Source organism: Microcoleus sp. A2-C3 (assembly GCF_036706065.1).
Classification (GTDB): Bacteria; Cyanobacteriota; Cyanobacteriia; order Cyanobacteriales; family Microcoleaceae; genus Microcoleus.
In genome coordinates this window covers 1-21,783 of the sequence record NZ_JAUBVX010000015.1, presented here as the reverse complement: position 1 = coordinate 21,783, position 21,783 = coordinate 1, and the positions used below count along the sequence as shown (strand labels likewise).

The following is a 21,783-nucleotide window of genomic DNA, read 5'->3' as shown; positions in this document are numbered from 1 at the left end:
ATGCGATTTGAATGTTTGAGATTTTGTTGATGGCTGGGGGAGTCTTTAATTTCATGTTATTATTGATTGGGCATAGGGCATAGGGCATAGGGCATAGGGCATTGGTAATTGTCAACCACTGACTACTGACAACAGTCAACTGACAACTAACGCAAGCGGGTTCCGCCACCTGGTTGCAAACCTGGAATTCCACCCGATGATGGAGTTTGGGATCTAGGCCGCAATCCGGAGGGTACACTAATCAGCACTTTTTCATCTCCTTTTAAACCCGATCGCACTTCTGTCTTGTCATCCACTGTCATACCTGTTTTAATCGGCATAAAAGCAGGTTTGCCATCTTCTCCACCGGGAACAAATACCCCTGTTGCCCTTTGTTGACGGACAATTGCTGCTGTGGGGACTACCAAAACATTTTTGAGTTCGCCTGCTTTAAACTCGACATTTACATTCATCCCAGAACGCAGCATTTGTTTGTCATCATTAATAATTGCGGCTTTTACCTCAAAACTTGTCACATTTTGCTGGACGATCGACTGAGGCGAAATTTGAGTGATTTTACCTGCAAAAGTTTTTCCTGCAAAAGCATCGGCTTGAATAGACGCAGCTTGGCCGATCTGAATCTGAGCAATATTAGTTTCTGCTACGTTGGCGATTAATTGATTTTTTGAAGCTAAGGACAAAATCGAAGAAGAAGTCGCCGAAGAAACCGCACTTCCCGCTGTCGTGGGAGTCACAAAAGCGCCCGGATCTGCGTATTTGCGGGTGACAGTGCCGCTAAAAGGAGCCCGCAACACAGTGTCATCGATCAGGGCTTCGACGCTTTGCAGGCTGCCTCTAGCGGAGAGAACTTGGGCGCGGGCTTGGGCGATTTCTTCGGGGCGAGAACCGGCTTCTAGCAGCGCCAAAGCTTGCTGTTTTTGCTCGACTGCGGCGCGGGCTTGGGCGATTTCTTCGGGGCGCGCGCCCGATCGCACCAGGGCCAAAGCTTGCCGTTTCTGCTCCACAGCAGCCCGCCCCGCAGCGATATCTTCGGGGCGCGCGCCCGATCGCGCTAGGGCCAAAGCTTGCCGTTTCTGCTCCACCGCAGCCCTAGCTGCTGCGATTTCTTGGGGGCGAGCACCGGCCTTCAGCAAAGCTACAGCTTGTTCGGCTTGTCTGACTTGCGTGCCGGCTCGATCGCGCGCGGTGCGGGAATTGTTGACAATTTGCAAAGCAATCGCCCCAGCAGAATAGAGTTCTTGATTTCTCTGAAAGTCATCCTCTGCTTGATTTTTAGCGTATTCGGCATCTTTGAGTTTGGCACTTGCTTGGGCGATATCTTCAGGCCGATTCCCCTCAAGCAACTTTTGTAAATTTGCCTGTTGTTCAGCTAATTGCGCCTCGGCGACGACAATCTCCTGAGTTCGATTCCCATTGAGCAATTTTTGTAAATTTGCCTGTTGTTCTGCGACTTGCGCCTCAGCTACAGCAACATCTTGGCTGCGATTCCCGTTGAGCAATTTTTCCAGACTGGCTTGTTGTTCTGCTAAAACTGCCTTAGCCGCAGCAATATCTTGGCTGCGATTACCGTTGAGCAATTTTTGCAAGTTTGCTTCGGCGGCTGCGAGTTGTCCGCGAGTTTGGGTAAGTTGGCCTTGGAGGTTGGAGTCGTCCATGTAGGCGAGAATCTCCCCTTTTTCAACGCTATCTCCTTCGTTGACAAGCAAACTTTTGAGCACTCCTGAAGTTTTGGGGCTGACGTTGACGGAACGTTCGGGCACAATTGTGCCGTTTGCCGAAATTGTAATCGGCAGGTTGAGCCTTTCTACAGCAACGGTTTTTTCCTTGCGCGCGGTTTCGCTACGCTGTTTGACTGCGAGTTGGCTGTAAGCTGTGTAGCCTACTCCTGCCAGCAATCCGGTGGCTAGAAGCCCACTCAGCCAGGGAGTTAGCTCTTTTTTAATGTGAAAGTTTTTTACAAGGTACATATTCTAAAAAAGTAGATATAAATTAGATCTTGATGGGTCTGTCTGTGATTTAGACCGATCGGGAACAGAAAAGGTTCAATGAAAGTGTGTTTAATTTTTTCGGTTGTGCCGTTATGTGGCAGGAATATTCTAATAATCAGGAAATCAGCTACGATTAATTGAGAATCTCGATCGATGAGAAATGCAGAAATAAGCATTCAATTAGAGTTGCTACCGGAGTTGGAAAGTCAACTATCTACTGAAGCCTTGCGACTAAACCTACCTTTATCTGAATATATCCTACGTGTTTTATCGATCAGAAAAGTTCTGAGCAACCCACCTAAAACTGGAGCAGAACTTGTTGCTTATTGGCAAAGCAAAGGAGTCATCAACTCACGACCTGATATCAGCGTATATTTAGAGCGGGCTCTCCCGCCCACCCCAATCATTGTTTGATTGTTTTTCAACATCCAATTTAATTGCCCAACAGCTTATAGTGATTTTACCGAAGCACAGGGGATTTAAGCCCCACCTTTAGATGGATTGTTTTTAGGCAGGGGATTTAAGCCCTTGCCTAAAAACTTCGCACTCCGAAGTCAACTGTCAACTGTCAACTGTCAACTGTCAACTGTTACCTGCCAGCCATCAACACTTGTTCAGCAGTCAGTTTTAAATCTGGGAAAGTTAGAGAAACGATGGTCTGATTGCCCCGAATCTGCTGAATTTGATATTCCCCATTCACTAAAGTGCAGATAGAGAGCGTGGGTTGTTTGGGCTTCCCAATGTGTTGAGTACCACCCAATCCTGCGTGGTCTGCAATCCAATATTCAGGAATACCGAAAACTGCGTAGTCTTCGACCTTACGGGAATAATCATTTTGCCAGTTGCTACTAACAACTTCTGCCACAAATTTAATCGAACTGCCCAGTGTCAGGATCGACTCGTCAGACCAAAACAGTTCTTTGGTAAGTTCATCTCGATCGACAACTGCAACATCAGGTCGAAATGCTGTCATACCAATATTTGAAGGGCGCAATAGTCCCCGCTGAAGCACAAACCAAGGTAAGCCTGTTGCGTCTATCTGGACACAGATTTTTGTGGTAATGAAGGCTGCAACCTCTTCGTGAGGGCCTGTTGGTTCCAAGTCGAATACCTCTCCATCAATCAGTTCATAGCAGTTATCGCCACCATAACGGGCGATAAACTCGTCAAAGCTGAGTGGTTTATGTTGTATTGGTTGGTCGATCGCAATGGTCATAGCTCAACTTAGCCCAATCAATTCTTTTAGTCTATCAGTAGGTAATAGGTAATAGGTAAATCGCAGCGATCGAACTTTTCAAAAGTTCGATCGCTAATTTCCTACTCAACAAACAGCCATCACACCCAATTCCTGAATCGCCGCTTCCGGGCCCACCAGAGAAATATATGGTTCGATGAAGTATTTCCGAGCAGCTTCCTGAGCTTCAGCAGTTGTTACCGCCGCAATTTCTGCTTGAAATTCCTGGTCAAATTTAATACCCAATTCCAGAATTTCGTACCAGCCTAAAACTTGAGCAATTTGCGAATTAGTTTGTTTTCCTAAAGCATATTGACCTAGCATTTTATTCTTGCAAGCTTGCAATTCTTCTTCGCTTAGTTTGGTGTTGGCTAGCCGATCGACCTCAGTGCGCAATCCTTCAAAAGCAGTCACCGTATTTTCCGGCGCTGTACCCATGTACGCGACAAACTGAGCCTTGTCCAGGCGCGTCGCGTAGAGCGCGGAAACATCGTAAGCTAAACCCCGTTTTTCCCGCAATTCCACAAACAACCGACTCGACAAACCGTTACCCAAATAGGTATTCAACAACTTCATTGCTGCGTAGTCGGGATTTTTGACAGACGGTGCGAGGTAGCCCAGCATAATCACTGATTGCTGCGTATCTTGCGCCTTAGCGACGCATTGAGGGGAAGGTGTCAACGGGGATACTGCTAAAGTTGGCAGGGGTGTTAAAGGTGCTTTCCAGTCGCCAAATGTTCGATCGATTAAAGCGATCGCATCTTCAGTCGATATTCTGCCGGCTACAGAAATAACTACATTATCGGGACGGAAATAGGTTTTGTGGAACTGTTCGAGCTCGTTTCTGGTGAGCTTTGACATCGTAGCTTCCGTGCCCAAGGTTGAGAAAGCATAGGGATGTTCCTTGTACATCGCGTGTCGCAATTGCTCGAAGGCGATCGCAAATGGCTGTTCTTGTTGCGATCGAATTGCTGATATGGCGATGCGGCGTTCGAGTTCGACTTCAGCTTCCGGGAAAGTGGGCGATCGCATCAATTCCGCAGCCAACTCCAAAATGTCCTGAAAATCGGCAACAACCGTCTTCAAACTCACTAAAAAGTAATCGGTAGTCGAGTCTGTACTCAACCTCGCTCCTACTGATTCTACACGTTCGGCAATTTCTAGCGAAGACAGGCGATCGGTTCCCTTAGTCATTACCGCCGACAGCAAGTGAGACAATCCTGCTTGTTCGGGCTGTACGCAGCGGCTACCGGCGCGCAGAAATATCCTAGCTGCAATAATATCTGCTGCTGGATTTTCTGATGCTAAGACAACAATACCGTTGTCTAAAACCTTGCGCTGGATTTCATTTTTCATCATTAATTTAGTTAGTAATTGGGAATTGGGAATAGGTAATTGGTAATTGGTAATTGGTAATTACTCGATCGCCATTTTGCTATTTTCCATTGGCATCTTGTTATACTGTCATTCCGGGTAAGGTCTGACGCACAATATCTAAATATAGCCTTTCTCAGAAAGATCAGGTACGCTTCCGGCATAGGGCATAGGGCATACCTCACTTTTTTGAGAACCGCTATATAACAACATATATCCGGTAGGGTGCGCGCCAAACAGAGAAAACCCCGGACAAACGAACATCTATCCGGTACAAAAGATATTGATATTCACTCGGTTAACAATCAGACTGGTTTGAGCACCACGGCGGCGTAGCGCCGGGGAGAAAGATATTGTTGAGCTAGCCGCTGGAGGTCTGATGCTTTAAATGCCTGAATCCTGGTAGGATAGCTGAGGGCTAATTCGGCAGTGGCGATCGTACTGTAATATCCATAAAGACCGGCTAGCTGTCCCGGCGTTTCGATGGAAAAAGCGAAGTCATTGCACAGCAAACGCTTGCAGCGCATCAGTTCTGCCTCGGAAACCGGTTCAGATTGCAATTCCCAAAGCCGATCGCAAATCCGAGCTTCCACCTGTTCGATATCATCCGCTTCCAACACAGCACAAATAGTAAATAAACTCGATTCTCGTTGTAGTGAAAAAGTGCTTTCGATCGCCTGTACCAATTGTAATTCTTCCCGCAGTTCCCGGACTAAACGCGAAGTCCGCCCGTCTGCGAGCAACACTGAGAGCAAATCCAAGCCGCAAGCATTTTGTAACTGTTCAACTCCCGGCCCAGTCCATGCCATCATCAGCCGCGCTTGTTCCAATCGGGGGAGACGGAGTTGCTGACGGCGAATTGCTACTAACGGCGGTTCCGCTTCTGCTGCAAATTTGGGACAATCCCACCTGTCAGAAAACTGCCCAAATGCTTTCCCCGTGATGTCTCTGGCTTGTTCTTCCTCAATTCCTCCGACTATCACCACAGTCATGTTTTCCGGCTGATAGTGCGATCGATGAAAACACCGCATTTCGTGGGGAGTTCGCGACATCAGCAACTCTTCGGTTCCTAATACCGATCGCCTGTAGGGATGCTGCTGGTAAACTGTTTCCATCATTGCTTGGAAACCCAGCCAATCGGGATCGTCTTGAGCTTGGCGAATTTCTTCGAGCACCACATCTCGTTCGCGATCGAATTCCGCATCGGGAATCGCAGCGCGCAGCAGCAATTCGGCCAGTGGCTGCGCCGTTTCTGCTAAATAATCGGCCGCAGCGTTGACGAAAAAATGGGCGTAGTCGTGACTTGTAGCTGCATTGGCGACACCGCCACGATTTTCAATTACTTGGTCAAATTCTCCAGGGGCGATCGCATCCGTCCCTTTAAATATCATGTGTTCTAAAAAATGAGCCATTCCCGACCAAGAATCCGGCTCCTTCATAGCACCAGCCCTCACCCACACGTCTAGGGCAACCACCGGTGTGGCCGAAATCCGCTGGTGAATGACTGTTAACCCATTGTGCAGCTTCCAGACGTTGGCTGGGAACTCTAAAGCAGTTAGGAGTTGAGACAAGCTAGTTATTCTTAAACTTTAGTTAACTTTGGCTGCGACTATGGTAGCGCTTTACTGCTGTGCGATCTGGATTAATTGATACAAAATTCAGTTGTCAGTTGTGAGTTCTCAGTTCTCAGTTCTCATTTCTCATTGGGCAGTTGTGAGTTCTATGTTTTCTGTTCTCTGTTCTTCTGTTCTCATTAAGGGTAGTTTTTGCTGTTTTCAAAACGACCTTAACATTAATTAATTACCATTTTTTTACTCAAAAGTCAATAGGTTGTGCGGGATATTAATGAATCAGTCGGTAGAAAGAGGAAGTTATCAGAATATTTCCATAAATTAAGAGATGTAAGAACACTAAAGACATCCAGAGGAGACACGACAGATGGTAGCTACCTTAGAAGATACCAAGCGCCAAGCGATCGCGATGAAATTAGCAGACATGAAAGCGCTGCAAAACCTGTTGATCGCCAACGAGCAATTGTTCATCAATTCCTGCAACGACTCCGAACTGTGCGATCGCTTCCGGGATATGCTGGAGGACGATCGCAAAAACTTGGGCGTATTGGAAACCACCATCATCCAATACGGCATTCAAGCTGAACCAAAAGAAACCACCACAAAAATGATCGAAGCAGTTCAGAAACTAATGAAAGGTTCTGAACTCACAATGTTTGAAAAAGTCGGTCAGCACGAACTGCTCAAACACCAACAAACAATGGCCGGCTTGTTAGTGAACAAAGCTGCTCAAGTAGTTGGCGCCGACATCGAAGCGGCCATTACTCCGCTCAACACAGTTAACTTTGAAAACCGTGCTCACCAAGAACAACTCAAAGGAGTTCTAGAAGTCTTAGGAGTGCGCGAACTCACCGGAAAAGACCCCGATCAAGGCGTTTGGGCTCGCGTCCAAGATGCGATGGCAGCCATGAGTGGCATCATCGGCGGTGCAGTTACCCGCACCAAAGAAGAGATGAACATCGCTGAAATCATCACAATGGATCACCGCAAAGTCGATACCATATTTATGGAAATCGAAAAAACCGACGATCCTCAAAAACTGCAAGAATTCTTCGGTCAACTTTACAAAGACCTCAGCGTGCACGCAGAAGCCGAAGAACAAGTTGTTTATCCCGCAGTCCGCAGCTACTACACCGATACTCAAGCGCTGTACAACGAGCAAGCAGAAATGAAGCAAATGCTCGCAAAAATCAAGGCTCTCAACCCCAGTTCTTCTGATTTCAAAGCTCAAATCCAACAGCTCAAAGCAGCGGTTCAGGCTCACGTAAAAGAAGAAGAAAATGATATGTTCCCTCAAATTCGCCGCAACTTTAGCGAAGCACAAATGGAACAAATGGCTACTCAATTCAAAGCAGCCAAAAGCACGATTCAGCAAGAAATGGCTAAGAAGAGCTAATTCAGCAGCAAGCTAATTTCCACTCTAGCAAAACTAGAGGATAGTTAAACTGCAACCTATCAATCTCGCTACCAAGGTGGCGGGATTACTGTTTTGTGTGAACTGACCAATGTTCAATAAGAGGACTGAAGTCCTGACTACAAACATTAAGTTCGTAGTCAGGAATGCAAGTCCTTTCTTTCTATCCGTTAACCACAGAGCCACCGTTGGGATGCAAAATTTTATCGGTTATGCTTTTTGCCACACTCTACGACTAATACCAATTATTTTGCAAATTGGTATAAAGACAGTTTGTGCGATCGCTACAACAGCAAACTGCACGTCAAAACAATGTTTTGACGTGCAGCTTAAACCAGCGAATTACTAATTGTTGAGTCTCAAACTAGAGACCCAACTTAAACTTTAAACAGCGGGCTTGGAGCAGGAGCGACGAACAGTAACTTATCGAGAGACTTATCTTCTGTCGTTACAAAAGTCAGCGAACTCGCTGTTTTCAATGCCTCAAGATCATCAAAGTTGGTAACAACTGCACCGCCTGCGACGAATTCAGCGATCATGCTGGCCTTCACCGTAGAATCGGTTGAACTGCCGGGGTTAGTCAAGTCATCGGCGCTAACTGTAGCAGCCACACCCGTGCCATTCAACTCATCAGGGAGGCTAGCAGCAGTTCTGACTGGAACTGGTCTTGCTGGCGAAGGCACTGTATTCGGGCCTGGCACGTCAAAGCTAGTAGGATTCGGGCCAGTGCGGATTGGGAAGGGGTTGATAACGCTAGGATCGCCAAAAACTTCCAAAACTGAGTAAGTTTTGGGCAACAAATCTGAGAATAAAGCAATCCCTTGTGCATTAGTTCTGACTAGAGGCTCAGTGCCTGCATCGAAGCGACCATTTTCGTTCAAATCCAAAGTAAATGGAATGCCTTCCAGAGGGCCTTCGTTCCCATCTTGTATGCCGTTGCGGTTATCATCTTGGAATTTCCGAACTAACAAATCATAACGGCGAGTGTTGCCAATCAAAGCGCAAGTAAAGGTTTGATTGGGGCCGAGAACGATATCCAGCGGTTGAGTAGTCTGGACGAAGTTCAGTTGAGCCGGAGAAAGCTCTTCTCGGACGCTATAGGTACCAGGAACCAAATTTCTGAATCCAAAAGTACCAAACTGGTCAGTTGTCTGAAATGGTTCTGTTGGCTGCCGTTGACCATCACGGTTGGTATCGATATAGACGACAACGCCACTAATTGCAGGTTCATTACCATCTCGATAACCGTTCTGGTTCAAGTCCTCGAATTTGCAACCAGTGATGTTGCTGTTCGGCGTATTGGCAAAAACAACCCTAGCGTCTTGAGTAGCCAGAGTCACTGGAACGACAGGAGTTGTCGAAGGTGAAAAACCAACTGGTACTACTTCCCGTACCGTGTAATTACCTGCTGGTAAGTTGGGGAAAAATCCTACCCCTTGGGTATTAGTTTGTATTTGTTGTTCTCCAGCTTCAGGAGTCCCATTATTGTTGGTGTCAAGGAATACGGTGACACCGGCAATGGGTGAGTCACCCATATTTGGTTCGTAGCGACCATTTGAATCCACATCATTGTACTTGAATACATTGATGTTTGGTCGAGTGTTACCAAAAGGACTATTCCCTCCCAGTGAATTATTAGGACTTACAGGAAGAAATGTCAGTGCTGGTGAGGGGTTAGTCGCTGGTAAAGGTACAGGCGTGTTGGCAAAAATCGGCCGTTCGCCAGTTGCTGCGATCGATCTTTCACCTGGTTGTTGGATACTGTCGCGGTTAGTATCGATGAATTTAGGGTCTTGTGGTCTCAGCGTATAGGTTGAGTCGGCTACTAACAGCGGTTGCTCTCTGCTGATCGTACCCTGGAACCGTGCTTGCGGCCCAGGTGCCGAAACCAGAGTGGGGTTGGAAGTAGTTCCTACTGGCAGATTGATGTTGCCTGGGACACCGCCACCGACTACTGCTGGTAGTACAGATGGAAAAATTTCCAACACTGAGTAATTATCAGCACGCAAATCTTTGAAGGTAGCGACTCCATTGATATCGGTGATGGTGATTGGTTCTGATCCGGCATCCCAACGACCGTTTTTGTTCAAATCTAAGATGAAGGGTACGCGAGCAACGGCGGGTTCCAAAACTCCACTGACGACATTTCGTGTGCCACTGCGGTCTATGTCTTGAAATTTGTTAACTTCAATTTGATAGAGCGGAGTGTCACCAACTTGAGCGCAGGCAAAAGTTTGACCGGCAGCTACCGTCACGTCTAGTAAAGGAACGTTGTTTGGCGGGGTACTTTGGGGGAAATCTTGTGTTTCTAATGGTTCTGCGTTGGGAGAGTTAATTTTTACTCCATTTGAATCAACTTCTGGTCTGATCCGTTCTTCCCGAACTTTGTAGCTTCCTGGTGCTACGTTGAATGACCAAGCACCATTTTTATCAGTTAAGGTGTTGGGTTCTGCTGCGTCGCGTTGACCGTTGCCATTGATATCAAGATATATCCTGACATTTTTAATGCCCGGTTCATTCCCGTCGCGAAAACCGTCGGCATCTATGTCTAGATATTTGCATCCAATAATTCGGCTGCCTACATCGACTGGGCCGTTACCAAAGAAAACGTTGACATTTCTGTTGCCAACCGTGACCGCGAGGGGGTTGGGAGTAGTAGGGGTCAAATTACTAGGTATTACGGTTTCCCTGAGTACGTAATTGCCCGGGACAATATTTATGAATGAGAACGCGCCGTTAGCGTCCGTCGTGGTTAAGACTTCCCCAGTACCAGCATCAAATACACCGTTGGTGCTTGTTGCTGATTCGAGGAGGATGGGGACATTCGCCAGACCTGGTTCATTTGCCTGTCTGGTGCCATCCCGGTTCTGGTCCAAGAACTTGATACCTAAAATTGCCGGGCCAGCATTCCCAACCACAACTGGCTGTAACTGATTGGCAATGCGCTCTTCGTTAGTTAAATTTGCCATGATTTCTCTCCTTCACACCTAAATCCACGTTAATTACAGACTACTGTATGGGTTTGTCAATAGCTGAGTAGCTTTTGCTAGTCGCTGACAATTGCCACTCGATTTTACATACGTCTGTGCTTGAGGTAATGTTCCCCATCTCACACAACAATGCCTCAAGCTTTGTCGCTGGCCAGTATATCAGGTTTTGAAGAACCCTGGCAATTTGAGGGCAACATCTTCAACACTTGCAGGTTTTCTCTGTCCTTACATACTTGCTGGTTCGAGATCTAAAAAGGCCTTGACTGAGTGTTCCCCCCGATCGCATCGTTCAGGTTTGTCATGGTTTGCTGTGAAGAGACGATCGCAGCCTCTGAAATTGCCAACCGCAACCCACTTGAGACCGATCGAGCTACCGGACTGGATATGATTTGCTTTGCCTGAAAATATGCCGATCAGGGTTAGGGGAACTGTCTGATAGTTTCTCACAGAAAAGCTCGGTAAGTGGGAAGCTCAGAGACTTTAGTCCTGAGAGGAAAACGATCCGGCGATTTCAATCGCCTTGAATCCCCTTGCGAGGTGGAGCGGTATGGTTACCCCTCCAGTGAGGATATGGTTGTCCTCTGCTCCTTTCGGAGTAATTTTAGCTTCGCCAATGTTATAAAGGCTTGTCAGGCTAGCAGCACTGTCGAGAGTGACTTTAAGACTGTTTAACTACTAGCGACAGAGCAAGGGACTAGCTTCGCATCAAGCGGGTGTCATGACCTAAATAACGTAGTCAGTTAAGACTTAGGCTGGTCAGTACAGCTTGCTTGATTTCTCTTACAAGCTCAGTGGCTTTAGCCCTGAGTTACTGACTCGCGATCGATGATACAGCCTCATAAATATTGCACCCAATATACAAGCCAGCTTCGGGACTCCCGGAACTTAAGCTTGAGTGTTGGAGGTTGCCAAGAATAGGGTATCACGCGATCGCCCTTTAATCTCTTCCTGATTTTTATGCAGTTTGGGATTCCGGGCGATCGAGCTTTTTGTCACCCTTGCATCACCGACAAATCTCTCACACCCACCGACACGAAAGGGTTTCGGAGACCCCAATTAATTAATTCATTTTTGTTGACAAATTGATAGACTTGTGTGTTTGGCTCCAGACCGACATTCTGTTGCCCAAAGTTAGGAAGATTGCCTAAATTCGCCGCTGGTCGATCGACCAAAAAATCACTAACTGGATAAATATCACGACTCTGACTCGAAAGCAAGCTATCGACCGCAATATTGCTGACAGGTTCGCCCACATAGCTAGTATCCGTCAGCGGGCCGCCATTTAAGGATTTAGCCGATCGACCATCAGCCTCTCCCGTCAGCAAATCCATGCTGCTGGCCCGAATATCCGCCGAGACAACAACCACCGCAGGCGGAGTCGTTTGAATGAAACCCGGCCGCGGAACTTCCCTGATGACGTAACTACCTACCGGAACATTGCGGAAACTGTAATTGCCCTGACTGTCGCTGAATGTGTTCGCTTCGCCCGAATCTAGACTGCTGTTGTTATTCAGGTCGATGTAAATTTGGGTATTGGCGATCGGCGGTTCCCCGGCATCTAGGCGACCGTTGGCATTAAAATCGTTAAATTTGACACCGCTGATCGTACCCGTCACCAACACGTTGCCAAAGCTGAGATTAGTGGCATTTGTGCCGTTACTCACGGCGATCGGAGTCGGATTGGGCGTGGTTTGTCGGAAACCGGGCTGCGGGACTTCCCTGACGAAATAGGTGCCTTGGGGCAAGTTGATAAAAGAGAAATTGCCTTGGGGGTTGGTTAAAGTCGAAGGTTCGTTGGGATCGCGGGCGTTGTTGTTGTTGAGGTCGATGTAAATCGGCCAGTTGGCAACTCTCGGTTCCGTCGGTTCGTTGATACCGTTAGCGTTGAGGTCGTTGAACTTGAAGCCGCTGATGCTACCGGTGGGGAAATTGTTGCCGAAATTGATGCCGACAGCGTTAGTGTTGCCCGTAATGTCGATCGCCCCTGGATTTGGCGTAGTCTGAGCCCATCCCGGTTGCTGAACTTCCCTCACCAAATAGCGACCGGGGGAAACATTGGCAAAAGTGTAGTCGCCTTGCGGGTTAGTGATGGTATTCGGTTCGCCCGGATCGAGGCTGTTGTTGCCATTAAGGTCGAGGTAAACTTGCCAGTTGGGCAGAGGCGGATCTGTCGCATCTCGGACGCTGTTGGCATTGAGGTCATTGTACTTGAGACCGCTAATGCTGCCGACAAAAAAGACATTGCCAAAATTGACGTTGTTGATATTGGCGTTGGAAGTAACGTTAATCGGGCCTGGGTCAGGCGTAGTTTGGCGAAAACCCGGTTGCTGGACTTCTCTCACCAAATATCTGTCTGCGGGAACATTGACAAAAGCGTAATTGCCTTGAAAGTTTGTAATAGTAGAAGGTTCGCCGCCGTCGAGCCTGTTGTTGCGGTTGAGATCGAGGTAAATTTGCCAGTTAGCTAGGGGTGGTTCGCCCAAGTCTTGGCTGCCGTTGCTGTTGATGTCGTTGAATTTGGTGCCTGCGATCGTCCCGGCGTTAAAGTTGTTGCCAAAATTGATATTGCCAGCATTTGTCCCGCTGTTAATCGTGATGGGTGCGGGATTTGGCGTAGTTTGGCGAAAGTTCGGCTGCTGGACTTCCCTAACTTGGTAAGTCCCAGGCGGCAGGTTGACGAAGGTGTAGTTGCCTTGGGCGTTGGTGAGGGTGGAAGGTTCATTAAAGTCAAATCGATCGTTATTGTTGAGGTCGAGGTAGATTTGCCAGTTAGGAATTGGCACATCACCGCCATCGGGGCGCCCGTTGGCGTTGAAGTCGTTGTATTTATTGCCGCTGATGCTGCCGACTTGGAAGTTGCCGATGTTGACGTTGCCGATGTCTATTTGGCTGGCGGTTCTGGTGGGGATGCTGGATTCGGTCATGGTGTTGAAGAAAGCCCAATGAACGCTGTTTAATCTTTGCTCTACGGCAATCTAGCAGTTTTTTTGCCAATTGCAGCTATTTCAGGGGATTAATTTTTTGATCGGAGGGAGTGGGAGAGGGGGAGATTGGGAGAGTGGGAGATTGGGAGAGGGGGAGAGTGGGAGATTGGCAATTCTGCGATGAACATCCCTTAAATCCGTTACAAAATCCGTTGCCGAACTTCTTCCCCAATTTGATGTACGATCGCCAAGAGTTGTGCAGACAGAGGTCGAATTTTCCATGTCCCGAAACCTGACAGCAAGCTGGAATAAAGCCCGTGAGGTTCTGAGTTGGCCCCTAGGCTGGGGTTTGTGCGGTTTTTTGGCAATAAGTTCGATCGCCTCTACTCCTGCTGCTGCACAAATGCCTACCTCCGAACCCGGTAACAATAATAGCCCGATCGCCCAAACAGCCCAAACAGGTGCGATCGTCCGTCCGGCCATCAAATTAGGCAGCCGCGGCTCGGAAGTGCGCGAACTTCAAGCTGCTCTTCAGTTGTTGGGATTTTACGCTGACAGTGTAGACGGGATTTTCTCGCAAAGCACCGCTAAAGCTGTGTCTCAGTTCCAGCAAGCAGCAGGCATCGCCCCAGACGGTATTGTCGGTCAAGATACTTGGAACCGACTGTTTCCTGCGACTCCTGGGGCGATCGAAAGCCCGATCGCCAACAATCCTGAAACGGCACAAAACTCAGAAATTAACCCACAACCGCAGCCCACCAATTTTCCGGTTTTGAGAAGAAGAATGCGGGGCCCGGCGGTTAGAGATTTGCAAGAACGACTTCGGGCGAAGGGCTTTTTGCGCGCTAGTGCTGACGGCGTGTTCGGCCCGGAAACTCAAGCTGCTGTAAAGGCGGCTCAGCGACAATATCAACTACCAGCAGACGGCATTGTCGGCCGTGCTACGTGGGAAGCTCTGCTGCGGTGATTGACTATTGACTGTTGACAGAAGGGCGGTTTAAACCGCGTCTACACAGACAAAACCCGCCTCCGCGGGTTGAAGAGCGGTTGAAACCGCATTATTTTCTTCATTCCGCGGAGGCGGAATTCGTTTGTGTAGACGCGGTTTCAACCGCCGTCCCATCTATATTCATTCCGCGCAGGGGGAATTCGTTTGTGTAGACGCGGTTTCAACCGCCGTCAGATCTATATTCATTCCGCGGAGGCGGAATTCGTTTGTGTAGACGCGGTTTCAACCGCCGTCCCATCTATATTCATTTGATATCTTCAATCCGAGCATTCAAACCGTTAACGGTGAGAATTTGGAGCAATTCGTCAGCTTTTTCGCGCTCCCGAAAAGCACCGGCTTGGATCACCTGTCGCCCGTTGGTAAAAGTCCGAAAAGCATCGGGAACCAAGGATAGCATTTTTTGTCGATCGCCCGAACTATTGGCATCCACCACAACTCGATACCGGAAACCCAAAGCAATAGCTCGATCGAATGACGGCGAATTCTCCGAACCTGCTACAGAATTACCCCCTAAAACAGCAGGTACATAGCCGCCCCTTCCTAGAGGAATGTTGCGGCTCGGAACCGGCAATTTACCCTCGGAAGAAACCGAACTCGAACTATCAAAATTGGGCGGAATCATGGGTTGCTGTACCGAACTTTCCCGAACGGAGCGAGCATCTGGATCTGGTACGGGAATTGCGATCGCCCCTGGGACTTCCGGTGAAGCAGCGACACTCCTCGGAGCCAGCAGAGGCTGCAACTGAACATTTTGCGGTGCAAGTCGATTTTGCACAGGTCGCCTGGAAACGGGCGCTGGTGGCGCAATTGGCGCTCTTTCAACTCTGGGAGTTAGCCGCCCAGGAGTGTAAGCAGGGAGAGAAGTTTCTGGGCCACCGATACTCGAAGGTCGATCGACATTTAGCTGTAAAGCACTTCCCGCAATGGCCTGCGGCGGGCTAAAAGTTCCAGCCACATCAACGGATCCAGTCGTCCGGTTGCTCAACAATTGATTACCGTAAGCCGGGATTACTTGACCTTTCGCCGCATTATTCACATCATATTGACCATTATTACGAATCACATTTCCCCCCGGTTCCGCCGCAGTTCCCAAATCCGGCAGAGCTCTAGTAATCGCCACAATTCCATCCCGCTGATTACTCTCGATATAATTGTTACGCAGCACCGGTCTAGCATCAGCTTGCACCACCACGCCGTCCTTATTGCGAGTAATTTTGTTACCGATCAACAAAGGCGAAGCGTTCTGCGCTACATTTATCCCAAATCCCGTGTTTTCAAACACATTATCTCGAACTTCCGGGCGGGAACTACCAAAAATCGTCATCCCGTTAGCTCCATTTTTCGAGAAAAAATTCCCGCCAATCGTCGGCCTTCCAGTTCCCACTACCGAAATTCCGTCGTGAGTGCTCCCCGAAAAAGTATTGTTGACAATTGTCGGAGAACTCGATTCGATCCACAAAGCGTAACCGCGATAGTTGGTATTTGTCACCGTCACCCCGCTGAGTCCCGCCCCGTCTGCGCCTAAAATCGCGATATTTTGACCCGCTGAAGTCGGACTGAGGAATTCTCCTCCGCCTTTGATCACAATATTCTGGCCACGAGTGCTGGGATTTCCTTGAACAGTCACACTGGGCCTGAGCATTAATGGAAATTTTTCGCCGCTTTGAGCGCTGTAAGTACCGGGCGCTAGTAAAATTGCTGTTTTGGGCGGGGCTACGCTTAAGGCGTAGGTGAGGGTTTTGAATGGCGCTCGATCGCTCCCATTACCTCCTGTGTCGCTACCGCCGTTGGAACTCACATAGAGTATGTTAATGTCGCTCTCTGGCGCTTGAGAAAGTAGCTGCACGGAGGGGATACCCGCAGCGATAACTGAGGCTTGAGGGCTATAAAAAGCCGTGCTGGCAAAGACGAGCAGCAAGCAAGAACTTAAAGCTTTCCTTGGCGATGGCGTTCCGCCCCGCAAGCTACGACTTTTTTTGCACTCGCTCTGTTTTGAATTTAGGATCATAAAAAAACACAATTTATCTTTGAGCCAAATTTCGCATCCCGTGTTTCGTGTCGGATTTTTGCGATCGCATTTTAATTTCACCCGCCTGCTGGGGTTTTCTGCTGTTAATCTTTTGTGATCTGCTAACCTCACGGCTTTCCTCCGAAGTGTGGTATGCAGTTTAACGATTCCACTTTGATCAAGTTTGATCTATTATGCTTCGTTTTCCTGAAATTCCATAAAACTTAAAAATTTGTCAAATTTAGAGCGGTTGATGCCAAAATTAGGTCGATCGCTTTTGCCACAATCTTGACGGCGTGGGAGAATGTAGCGGTTTGACAGGTAGGATTAATTTTAATTAAGGTGGTTCTGAATGACCGAGAAACAAAACAGAACTTTACCGGCACAGCCGGCCCTCTGCCGGATTTTAGATGCAAATCTAGATCGATCGCGCGAAGGGTTGAGAATTATTGAAGAATGGTGCAGGTTTGGTCTTAACAACGCCGAAAAGGCCCTCGTGTGCAAGCAACTGCGTCAGGAATTGGCGGCTTGGCACACGGCAGAATTACGCAGCGCTAGGGATACGCCGGCCGATCCGGGGACGGAGTTGACTCACCCGCAGGAAGAGCAGCGATCGAGCATTCAGCAGCTACTGGAGGCGAATTTCTGTCGGGTGGAAGAAGCTCTGCGGGTACTGGAAGAGTACGGCAAAGTTTACGATCGAAATATGGGCAAGGCTTTTAAGCAGATGCGCTATCGGGTGTATACTCTCGAAAGCGATTTGCTGGCTTACCGGCGCTACCAGCAGTTACTTCGATCGCACTTATATCTGGTAACTTCGCCCAGAGACAATTTGTTACAAGTCGTGGAAGCTGCTTTGCAAGGCGGGCTGACTTTGGTGCAGTACCGCGACAAAACCTCTGACGATGGGGTAAGGTTGGCCAACGCGCGGCAGATGAGCGAACTTTGTCACCGCTACGATGCTTTGTTGATTGTGAACGATCGCGTGGATTTGGCGATCGCAGTGGATGCCGACGGCGTACACTTAGGACAGCAAGATTTGCCTGTAGCCGAAGCGCGCAAGTTGCTCGGCCCGGGACGGATTATCGGCTGTTCCACTACGAATGGCGAGGAAATGCAGCGAGCTATTGATGCGGGAGCCGACTATATTGGAGTTGGGCCGGTTTACGAAACTCCGACGAAAGCAAATAAGCCGGCGGCGGGTTTGGACTATGTGCGGTATGCTGCTGATAAGTCGCCTGTTCCTTGGTTTGCGATCGGCGGAATTGATATCAACAACCTCGATCAAGTATTGAATGCTGGAGCTCAAAGGGTTGCTGTAGTGCGATCGATTATGGATGCAGAACAGCCTACTTTAGTGACGCAGTTTTTCATCTCGCAGTTGACTCGGATGCAGAATTTGAAAGCTCAGAAAGCTTTGCAAGGGACAAGCTAGATTGATTGGCTCAGTTGATTAGCAATTTGTCCGGCGGGTTTCGCGCAGGGAGTCTGTGGATAAAATATAATTTTTGTACAACAGGACTTACGCATCAATAAGGTATTTCTGTCATTGCGAGCGTCCCCGCGAAGCAATCGCAGCATCTATTTTTCATCGGTTCTGCGTAAATCTTGTTACGAAACCCGCTCTAAAAACTGATAATATTTGAATAATGACAAATCAAATTGCGCTGAAAGTTAACGGAGAAAAACGCAATTGTGCGATCGACACACCGTTACCAAAATTACTAGAAAAACTAGGATTAAACCCGCGCTTAATAGCTGTCGAATACAACGGCGAAATCCTGCACAAACAATTTTGGGAAACCACACAAATAAAAGATGGCGACATCCTAGAAGTAGTCACAATCGTCGGAGGAGGTTAGATAAAACGGCTGTTTCAACTTATAAATCAATACGCTTGGGTTAACGCTTTGTTGTCATTGCGCTTCGGGAGAGCAATCGCAGTGTCTGTTTTTCACAGTGTTTATTTCTGGAACAGTCTTAACCCAAGCGTATTCATAAACCAATACGCTTAGGTTAACAAGGTAATTTTTCAGCGTGCACCTCACTTAATTGAGAAGTGCCATAGTCTCTGCGATTGCTTCGCGGGGACGCTCGCAATGACACGCTTCGTTAAATGAACCGTCTTTTATTATAAGCTGCAAAAACTCTGCCTCCTCTAACTCTCAAATCACAGAGAAAATCAGGAAACAGAGCCTTAATTATATGCGTTCCCAGGCAGAACCCAGGAACGCATAAAATTAAACTGCCACAGGTTCAGCCACAGGTTCAACCACAGGTGCCACCACAGGATAAACGCTGAGTTTCTTGCGAGTTTTGCCCTTTCTTTCAAAAGTCACCACACCATCAATCATGGCAAACAAAGTATCATCTCTGCCGATACCAACATTATTACCGGGGTGAACCTTAGTGCCGCGTTGACGAATCAAAATGTTGCCAGCTCTGACAACTTGACCGCCGTACTTTTTGACACCAAGACGCTGAGAATTAGAATCGCGTCCGTTACGTGTACTACCTGTACCTTTCTTGTGGGCCATAATGTCCTCAACTTTATTTACTATTGTTTATTCTGATTCAATTTCGCCGGTTTGGGGAGCTTCAACAACTTCTTGAGTTAAATCTCTCGATGCCAAAACAACACCATTGACTGTAATAGAGTCAATCATAAACCGAGTTGTTTCTTGGCGGTGTCCTTTTTTCTTCCGAGTTTTCTTTTTCGGCTTCATCTTGTAGACGAGGACTTTGCGGCCCCGGAAATGCCGCAGCACGGTTCCTTCTACAGTGGCATTTTCTAGTAAAGGCTGGCCGATATGAACATCGTCTTCGTGCTGTACCAGAAATACTTTGTCAATGATGACTTGTGATTCAGCTTCCACGTGAAGCAGTTCGATGTCGTAGAAGCGGCCTGGTTCTACCCGAAATTGCTTGCCGCCGGTCTCAATAATTGCGTAGGTCATGGGATAGTCGTTGGGTTTGCCGTACAGGTAGCTGGTTAGTCATTGGTCATCAGTTATGGACTTTTGACGGCTGACTGCTCTCCAGCTTTTGGAATGTCTCGACCTGATCCGAGCAGGATTTAGACAGACAATCTACAATTATTGTTGATTTGGGTATTTTTGTCAAGTTCTGCCGTGCGCGAGATTTTCTAATTAGGTAGTCTTGGACGCAAAGGCGGTCATAAACCGGGTTCTTTTACGAAAAGGCGCGTTTTCACCCAGAGTAAGGATAAAAAACCCGGTTTTTTTGGTCTTAATGTCGCGAACTGTTAGGGATAAAAACAGAAGATGCTGGATTTTTTATCCAATTTATCCAACAAATTCAAGTAGTCGCAGAACACCTGCTACTTCGCAACAATTCCAAAGCCTGATGTCTTACCCTACCCTCCATCACCTCTTTTTGCAAGGTAATAAAAGCCTCAAAATCTTCTAAACCGTACTTAGTCATCTGCAACTGCTGTCGCAACAGTTCTTCTGCCTCAACCGTTAAATAACCTGTTTTCAACGCTTTCCCGACAATGGTACTGATTAAAGTCATAGTAGATTCACCCTGATGGCACGCACGTAAACAATGGAGTTCTGTCACCAGACTAACTCTGATTTTAGTTTGTTTCGCGATCGCGCTTCAAATAGGTCAAATCTATCTTAAGGTATATTTTGAGCGATCGATTTGTCACTGGTAAATTGTATCAATTTTTACTCAATAATGCGATCGAACTGATGATTTTACAAGTTTTCTTTAAACTAACGCTACATATAAATAATGCGTGCTACTTTGAAAAAAAATGGCAATCCCTTGCCCTGCTTAGGAATAATTTAATTGTGAAAATTGATATCAAATCAAAAAATGTAGCAAAATTTCTTGCAACAGGCATTACTTAGTTTCTAACAACAGTCGCCATTCTCTGACAGCAAAGGGAGGAACCAGCAACGCAGCTTTTTTTTCATCTTTCACAGGCAAGTTCAACCGCAAGGGCTGATTGGTTTCGACTTGTGTAATGATTGATTTAAAATCGTATTCTCCGACATTAATCGGCAAATCCGACTCGCTCCAAATATCATTAGCCATGCCAATTGCGCGACTTCCCGCAGCCACATTCAGCGACACAGGGTGCTCCAATTCAGTTCCAGGAAACCCTACCAATCTCAGATTAAAAGAGTTTACTACTCCCGACTTTACTCGCTTGTACAAAACCACTTGCCACGCTTTCTCATCAGTATCGCGCAGGCTTTGTACGGAACGAAACATTACTCTGTCGCCCGCTTCTGGATACTTGTGAATCGAGGCGAAAGCGGGCGGGCTGACAGCTAAGATTAGATACAAGCACAAGCTAATGATTGTTAAAGCCTTGAAAAAGGAAGGTTTTGCACTGAGATTTTTCATGGGATGACCAAAATATCGCTTGTTACCCAGAAGCTTGATAAATAAAAAAGTAGGGTACGGCGCACCCTACTACTCATTTTAAACCTATAATCCAACTGCCTGCTTAGGGGGAAGGAAGAGCATAAAAAGCAACTCCCTCATCCCGGAAATCTGACCTCCCCTGTACCGCCAGCCGCTGGCTTGCGCTTGCGGTAAAAAAGTGTGTAATATTTAGCGGATTTTCCCGTTCCCTCGCGAGGTTGGTAAAACGATAGACGGGTATCGCACCCGGAACAGCCGTGCTATATGAATTGAAAACCTCCCCCTGATCGCGGAACTGGGGTAAGGTGCGAACAAAGCTTATCTCACCAGGTTTATTCGTAAAGAAATAAGTTCCTGATGCCGTATTCAAGAAGCGTTCAACCTTTGCGTTACCGCCGTTTGGAGCAATAAATTCATCGCCTTCACTCTGGAAACGAGCAGGGTTGGTTAGTCGGTCACTTTTCTCGATCGGGTCTGTAGTATAAAAATGCCCTCCTGCCGTCTTGTCAAAGAAACGCGCGACGGGAATGCCACTACTGCCTCCTTGATTTACAGGCGCACCTGTTAGGGCGTCTTTCAAAGTGACATTGCCCCTGTCAGTTGAAACCTGTAATGTGAAAGGCTGAGGAAGTTCGTTTAACGTATTCAAGCTAGTCACGCGGACTACATAGTCCACACCAGGCACACTTGTAAGCGAAGTAGCACCATTAGAGTATTGGGCGCTAAAACTCGGTATTTTTGAGTTGAGACCGTTGCCATCATCAGCCTGAGCAACAAGAAGACCACTCGTATCCAGGGCTATTTCATTCTAAACAGATCTTTGAGTATGCTACAACTAAAGCCAGCGAGACGTTGAGCTTGAGCCATGTT

General features: G+C 47.6%; 16 protein-coding genes. 4 read left to right on the top strand and 12 right to left on the bottom strand.

Translation table 11 applies throughout. The features are described 5' to 3' along the window. Window positions 1-146 precede the first annotated feature (146 nt). The 4 genes from QUB66_RS10805 to QUB66_RS10790 all read right to left on the bottom strand — a co-directional run bounded on the left by QUB66_RS10805 (window position 147) and on the right by QUB66_RS10790 (window position 6,167). On the bottom strand, window positions 147-1,967 hold the full coding sequence (locus QUB66_RS10805) for an efflux RND transporter periplasmic adaptor subunit (protein ID WP_332967681.1): 1,821 nt from the start codon (window positions 1,965-1,967) through the stop codon (window positions 147-149). A 610-nt stretch (window positions 1,968-2,577) separates the two neighbouring features. Beyond that, window positions 2,578-3,204: a Uma2 family endonuclease gene (locus tag QUB66_RS10800; protein WP_332967683.1), complete on the bottom strand. Its 627-nt coding sequence runs from the start codon at window positions 3,202-3,204 to the stop codon at window positions 2,578-2,580. A 105-nt stretch (window positions 3,205-3,309) separates the two neighbouring features. Beyond that, window positions 3,310-4,578 (bottom strand): M16 family metallopeptidase, encoded by a 1,269-nt coding sequence (locus tag QUB66_RS10795; RefSeq protein ID WP_332967703.1) that lies wholly within the window; start codon window positions 4,576-4,578, stop codon window positions 3,310-3,312. Window positions 4,579-4,901: 323 nt separating this feature from the next. Beyond that, entirely contained in the window at window positions 4,902-6,167 is a 1,266-nt protein-coding gene (locus tag QUB66_RS10790; RefSeq protein ID WP_265234252.1) for a M16 family metallopeptidase, read from the bottom strand. Between the two features lie 367 nt (window positions 6,168-6,534). Between QUB66_RS10790 and QUB66_RS10785 the strand changes: the two genes are divergently transcribed. After that, on the top strand, window positions 6,535-7,563 hold the full coding sequence (locus tag QUB66_RS10785) for a hemerythrin domain-containing protein (protein WP_332967684.1): 1,029 nt from the start codon (window positions 6,535-6,537) through the stop codon (window positions 7,561-7,563). A 395-nt stretch (window positions 7,564-7,958) separates the two neighbouring features. Here the strand turns inward: QUB66_RS10785 and QUB66_RS10780 are convergent, their stop codons facing one another. Then, entirely contained in the window at window positions 7,959-10,550 is a 2,592-nt protein-coding gene (locus QUB66_RS10780) for an SdrD B-like domain-containing protein (protein ID WP_265234254.1), read from the bottom strand. Window positions 10,551-11,563: 1,013 nt separating this feature from the next. Next, complete coding sequence (locus tag QUB66_RS10775; protein ID WP_265234255.1) at window positions 11,564-13,495, bottom strand: SdrD B-like domain-containing protein; 1,932 nt, start codon at window positions 13,493-13,495, stop codon at window positions 11,564-11,566. 280 nt (window positions 13,496-13,775) lie between these two features. Between QUB66_RS10775 and QUB66_RS10770 the strand changes: the two genes are divergently transcribed. Further along, window positions 13,776-14,462, top strand: a complete 687-nt coding sequence (locus QUB66_RS10770) for a peptidoglycan-binding domain-containing protein (RefSeq protein WP_332967685.1) — start codon at window positions 13,776-13,778, stop codon at window positions 14,460-14,462. Window positions 14,463-14,748: 286 nt separating this feature from the next. Here QUB66_RS10770 and QUB66_RS10765 read toward each other — a convergent pair whose 3' ends face one another. Next, window positions 14,749-16,644 carry a DUF1565 domain-containing protein gene (locus QUB66_RS10765; protein ID WP_332967687.1) on the bottom strand — a complete coding sequence of 632 codons (1,896 nt, stop codon included), beginning with the start codon at window positions 16,642-16,644 and terminating at the stop codon, window positions 14,749-14,751. 220 nt (window positions 16,645-16,864) lie between these two features. On the opposite strand from QUB66_RS10765, the gene QUB66_RS10760 reads away from it, so the two are divergent. Both QUB66_RS10760 and thiS read left to right on the top strand, forming a co-directional pair. Beyond that, window positions 16,865-17,947: a thiamine phosphate synthase gene (locus QUB66_RS10760; RefSeq protein WP_332967688.1), complete on the top strand. Its 1,083-nt coding sequence runs from the start codon at window positions 16,865-16,867 to the stop codon at window positions 17,945-17,947. A 214-nt stretch (window positions 17,948-18,161) separates the two neighbouring features. After that, window positions 18,162-18,374, top strand: coding sequence for a sulfur carrier protein ThiS (gene thiS / locus QUB66_RS10755; RefSeq protein ID WP_332967689.1), 213 nt, complete (start codon window positions 18,162-18,164; stop codon window positions 18,372-18,374). A gap of 378 nt (window positions 18,375-18,752) precedes the next feature. On the opposite strand, the gene rpmA is transcribed toward thiS, so the two are convergent. From rpmA to QUB66_RS10730, 5 genes are all read right to left on the bottom strand, one after another. Further along, window positions 18,753-19,049: a 50S ribosomal protein L27 gene (gene rpmA, locus QUB66_RS10750; protein ID WP_332967691.1), complete on the bottom strand. Its 297-nt coding sequence runs from the start codon at window positions 19,047-19,049 to the stop codon at window positions 18,753-18,755. A 27-nt stretch (window positions 19,050-19,076) separates the two neighbouring features. Then, a complete protein-coding gene (gene rplU / locus QUB66_RS10745) occupies window positions 19,077-19,469 on the bottom strand; it encodes a 50S ribosomal protein L21 (protein ID WP_332967692.1) in 393 nt (130 codons plus the stop codon). A gap of 361 nt (window positions 19,470-19,830) precedes the next feature. Next, window positions 19,831-20,046, bottom strand: a complete 216-nt coding sequence (locus QUB66_RS10740; protein ID WP_332967693.1) for a hypothetical protein — start codon at window positions 20,044-20,046, stop codon at window positions 19,831-19,833. 336 nt (window positions 20,047-20,382) lie between these two features. Then, complete coding sequence (locus QUB66_RS10735) at window positions 20,383-20,892, bottom strand: DUF3122 domain-containing protein (RefSeq protein WP_265234264.1); 510 nt, start codon at window positions 20,890-20,892, stop codon at window positions 20,383-20,385. A 103-nt stretch (window positions 20,893-20,995) separates the two neighbouring features. Next, entirely contained in the window at window positions 20,996-21,493 is a 498-nt protein-coding gene (locus tag QUB66_RS10730) for a hypothetical protein (RefSeq protein WP_332967695.1), read from the bottom strand. Window positions 21,494-21,783 lie beyond the last annotated feature (290 nt).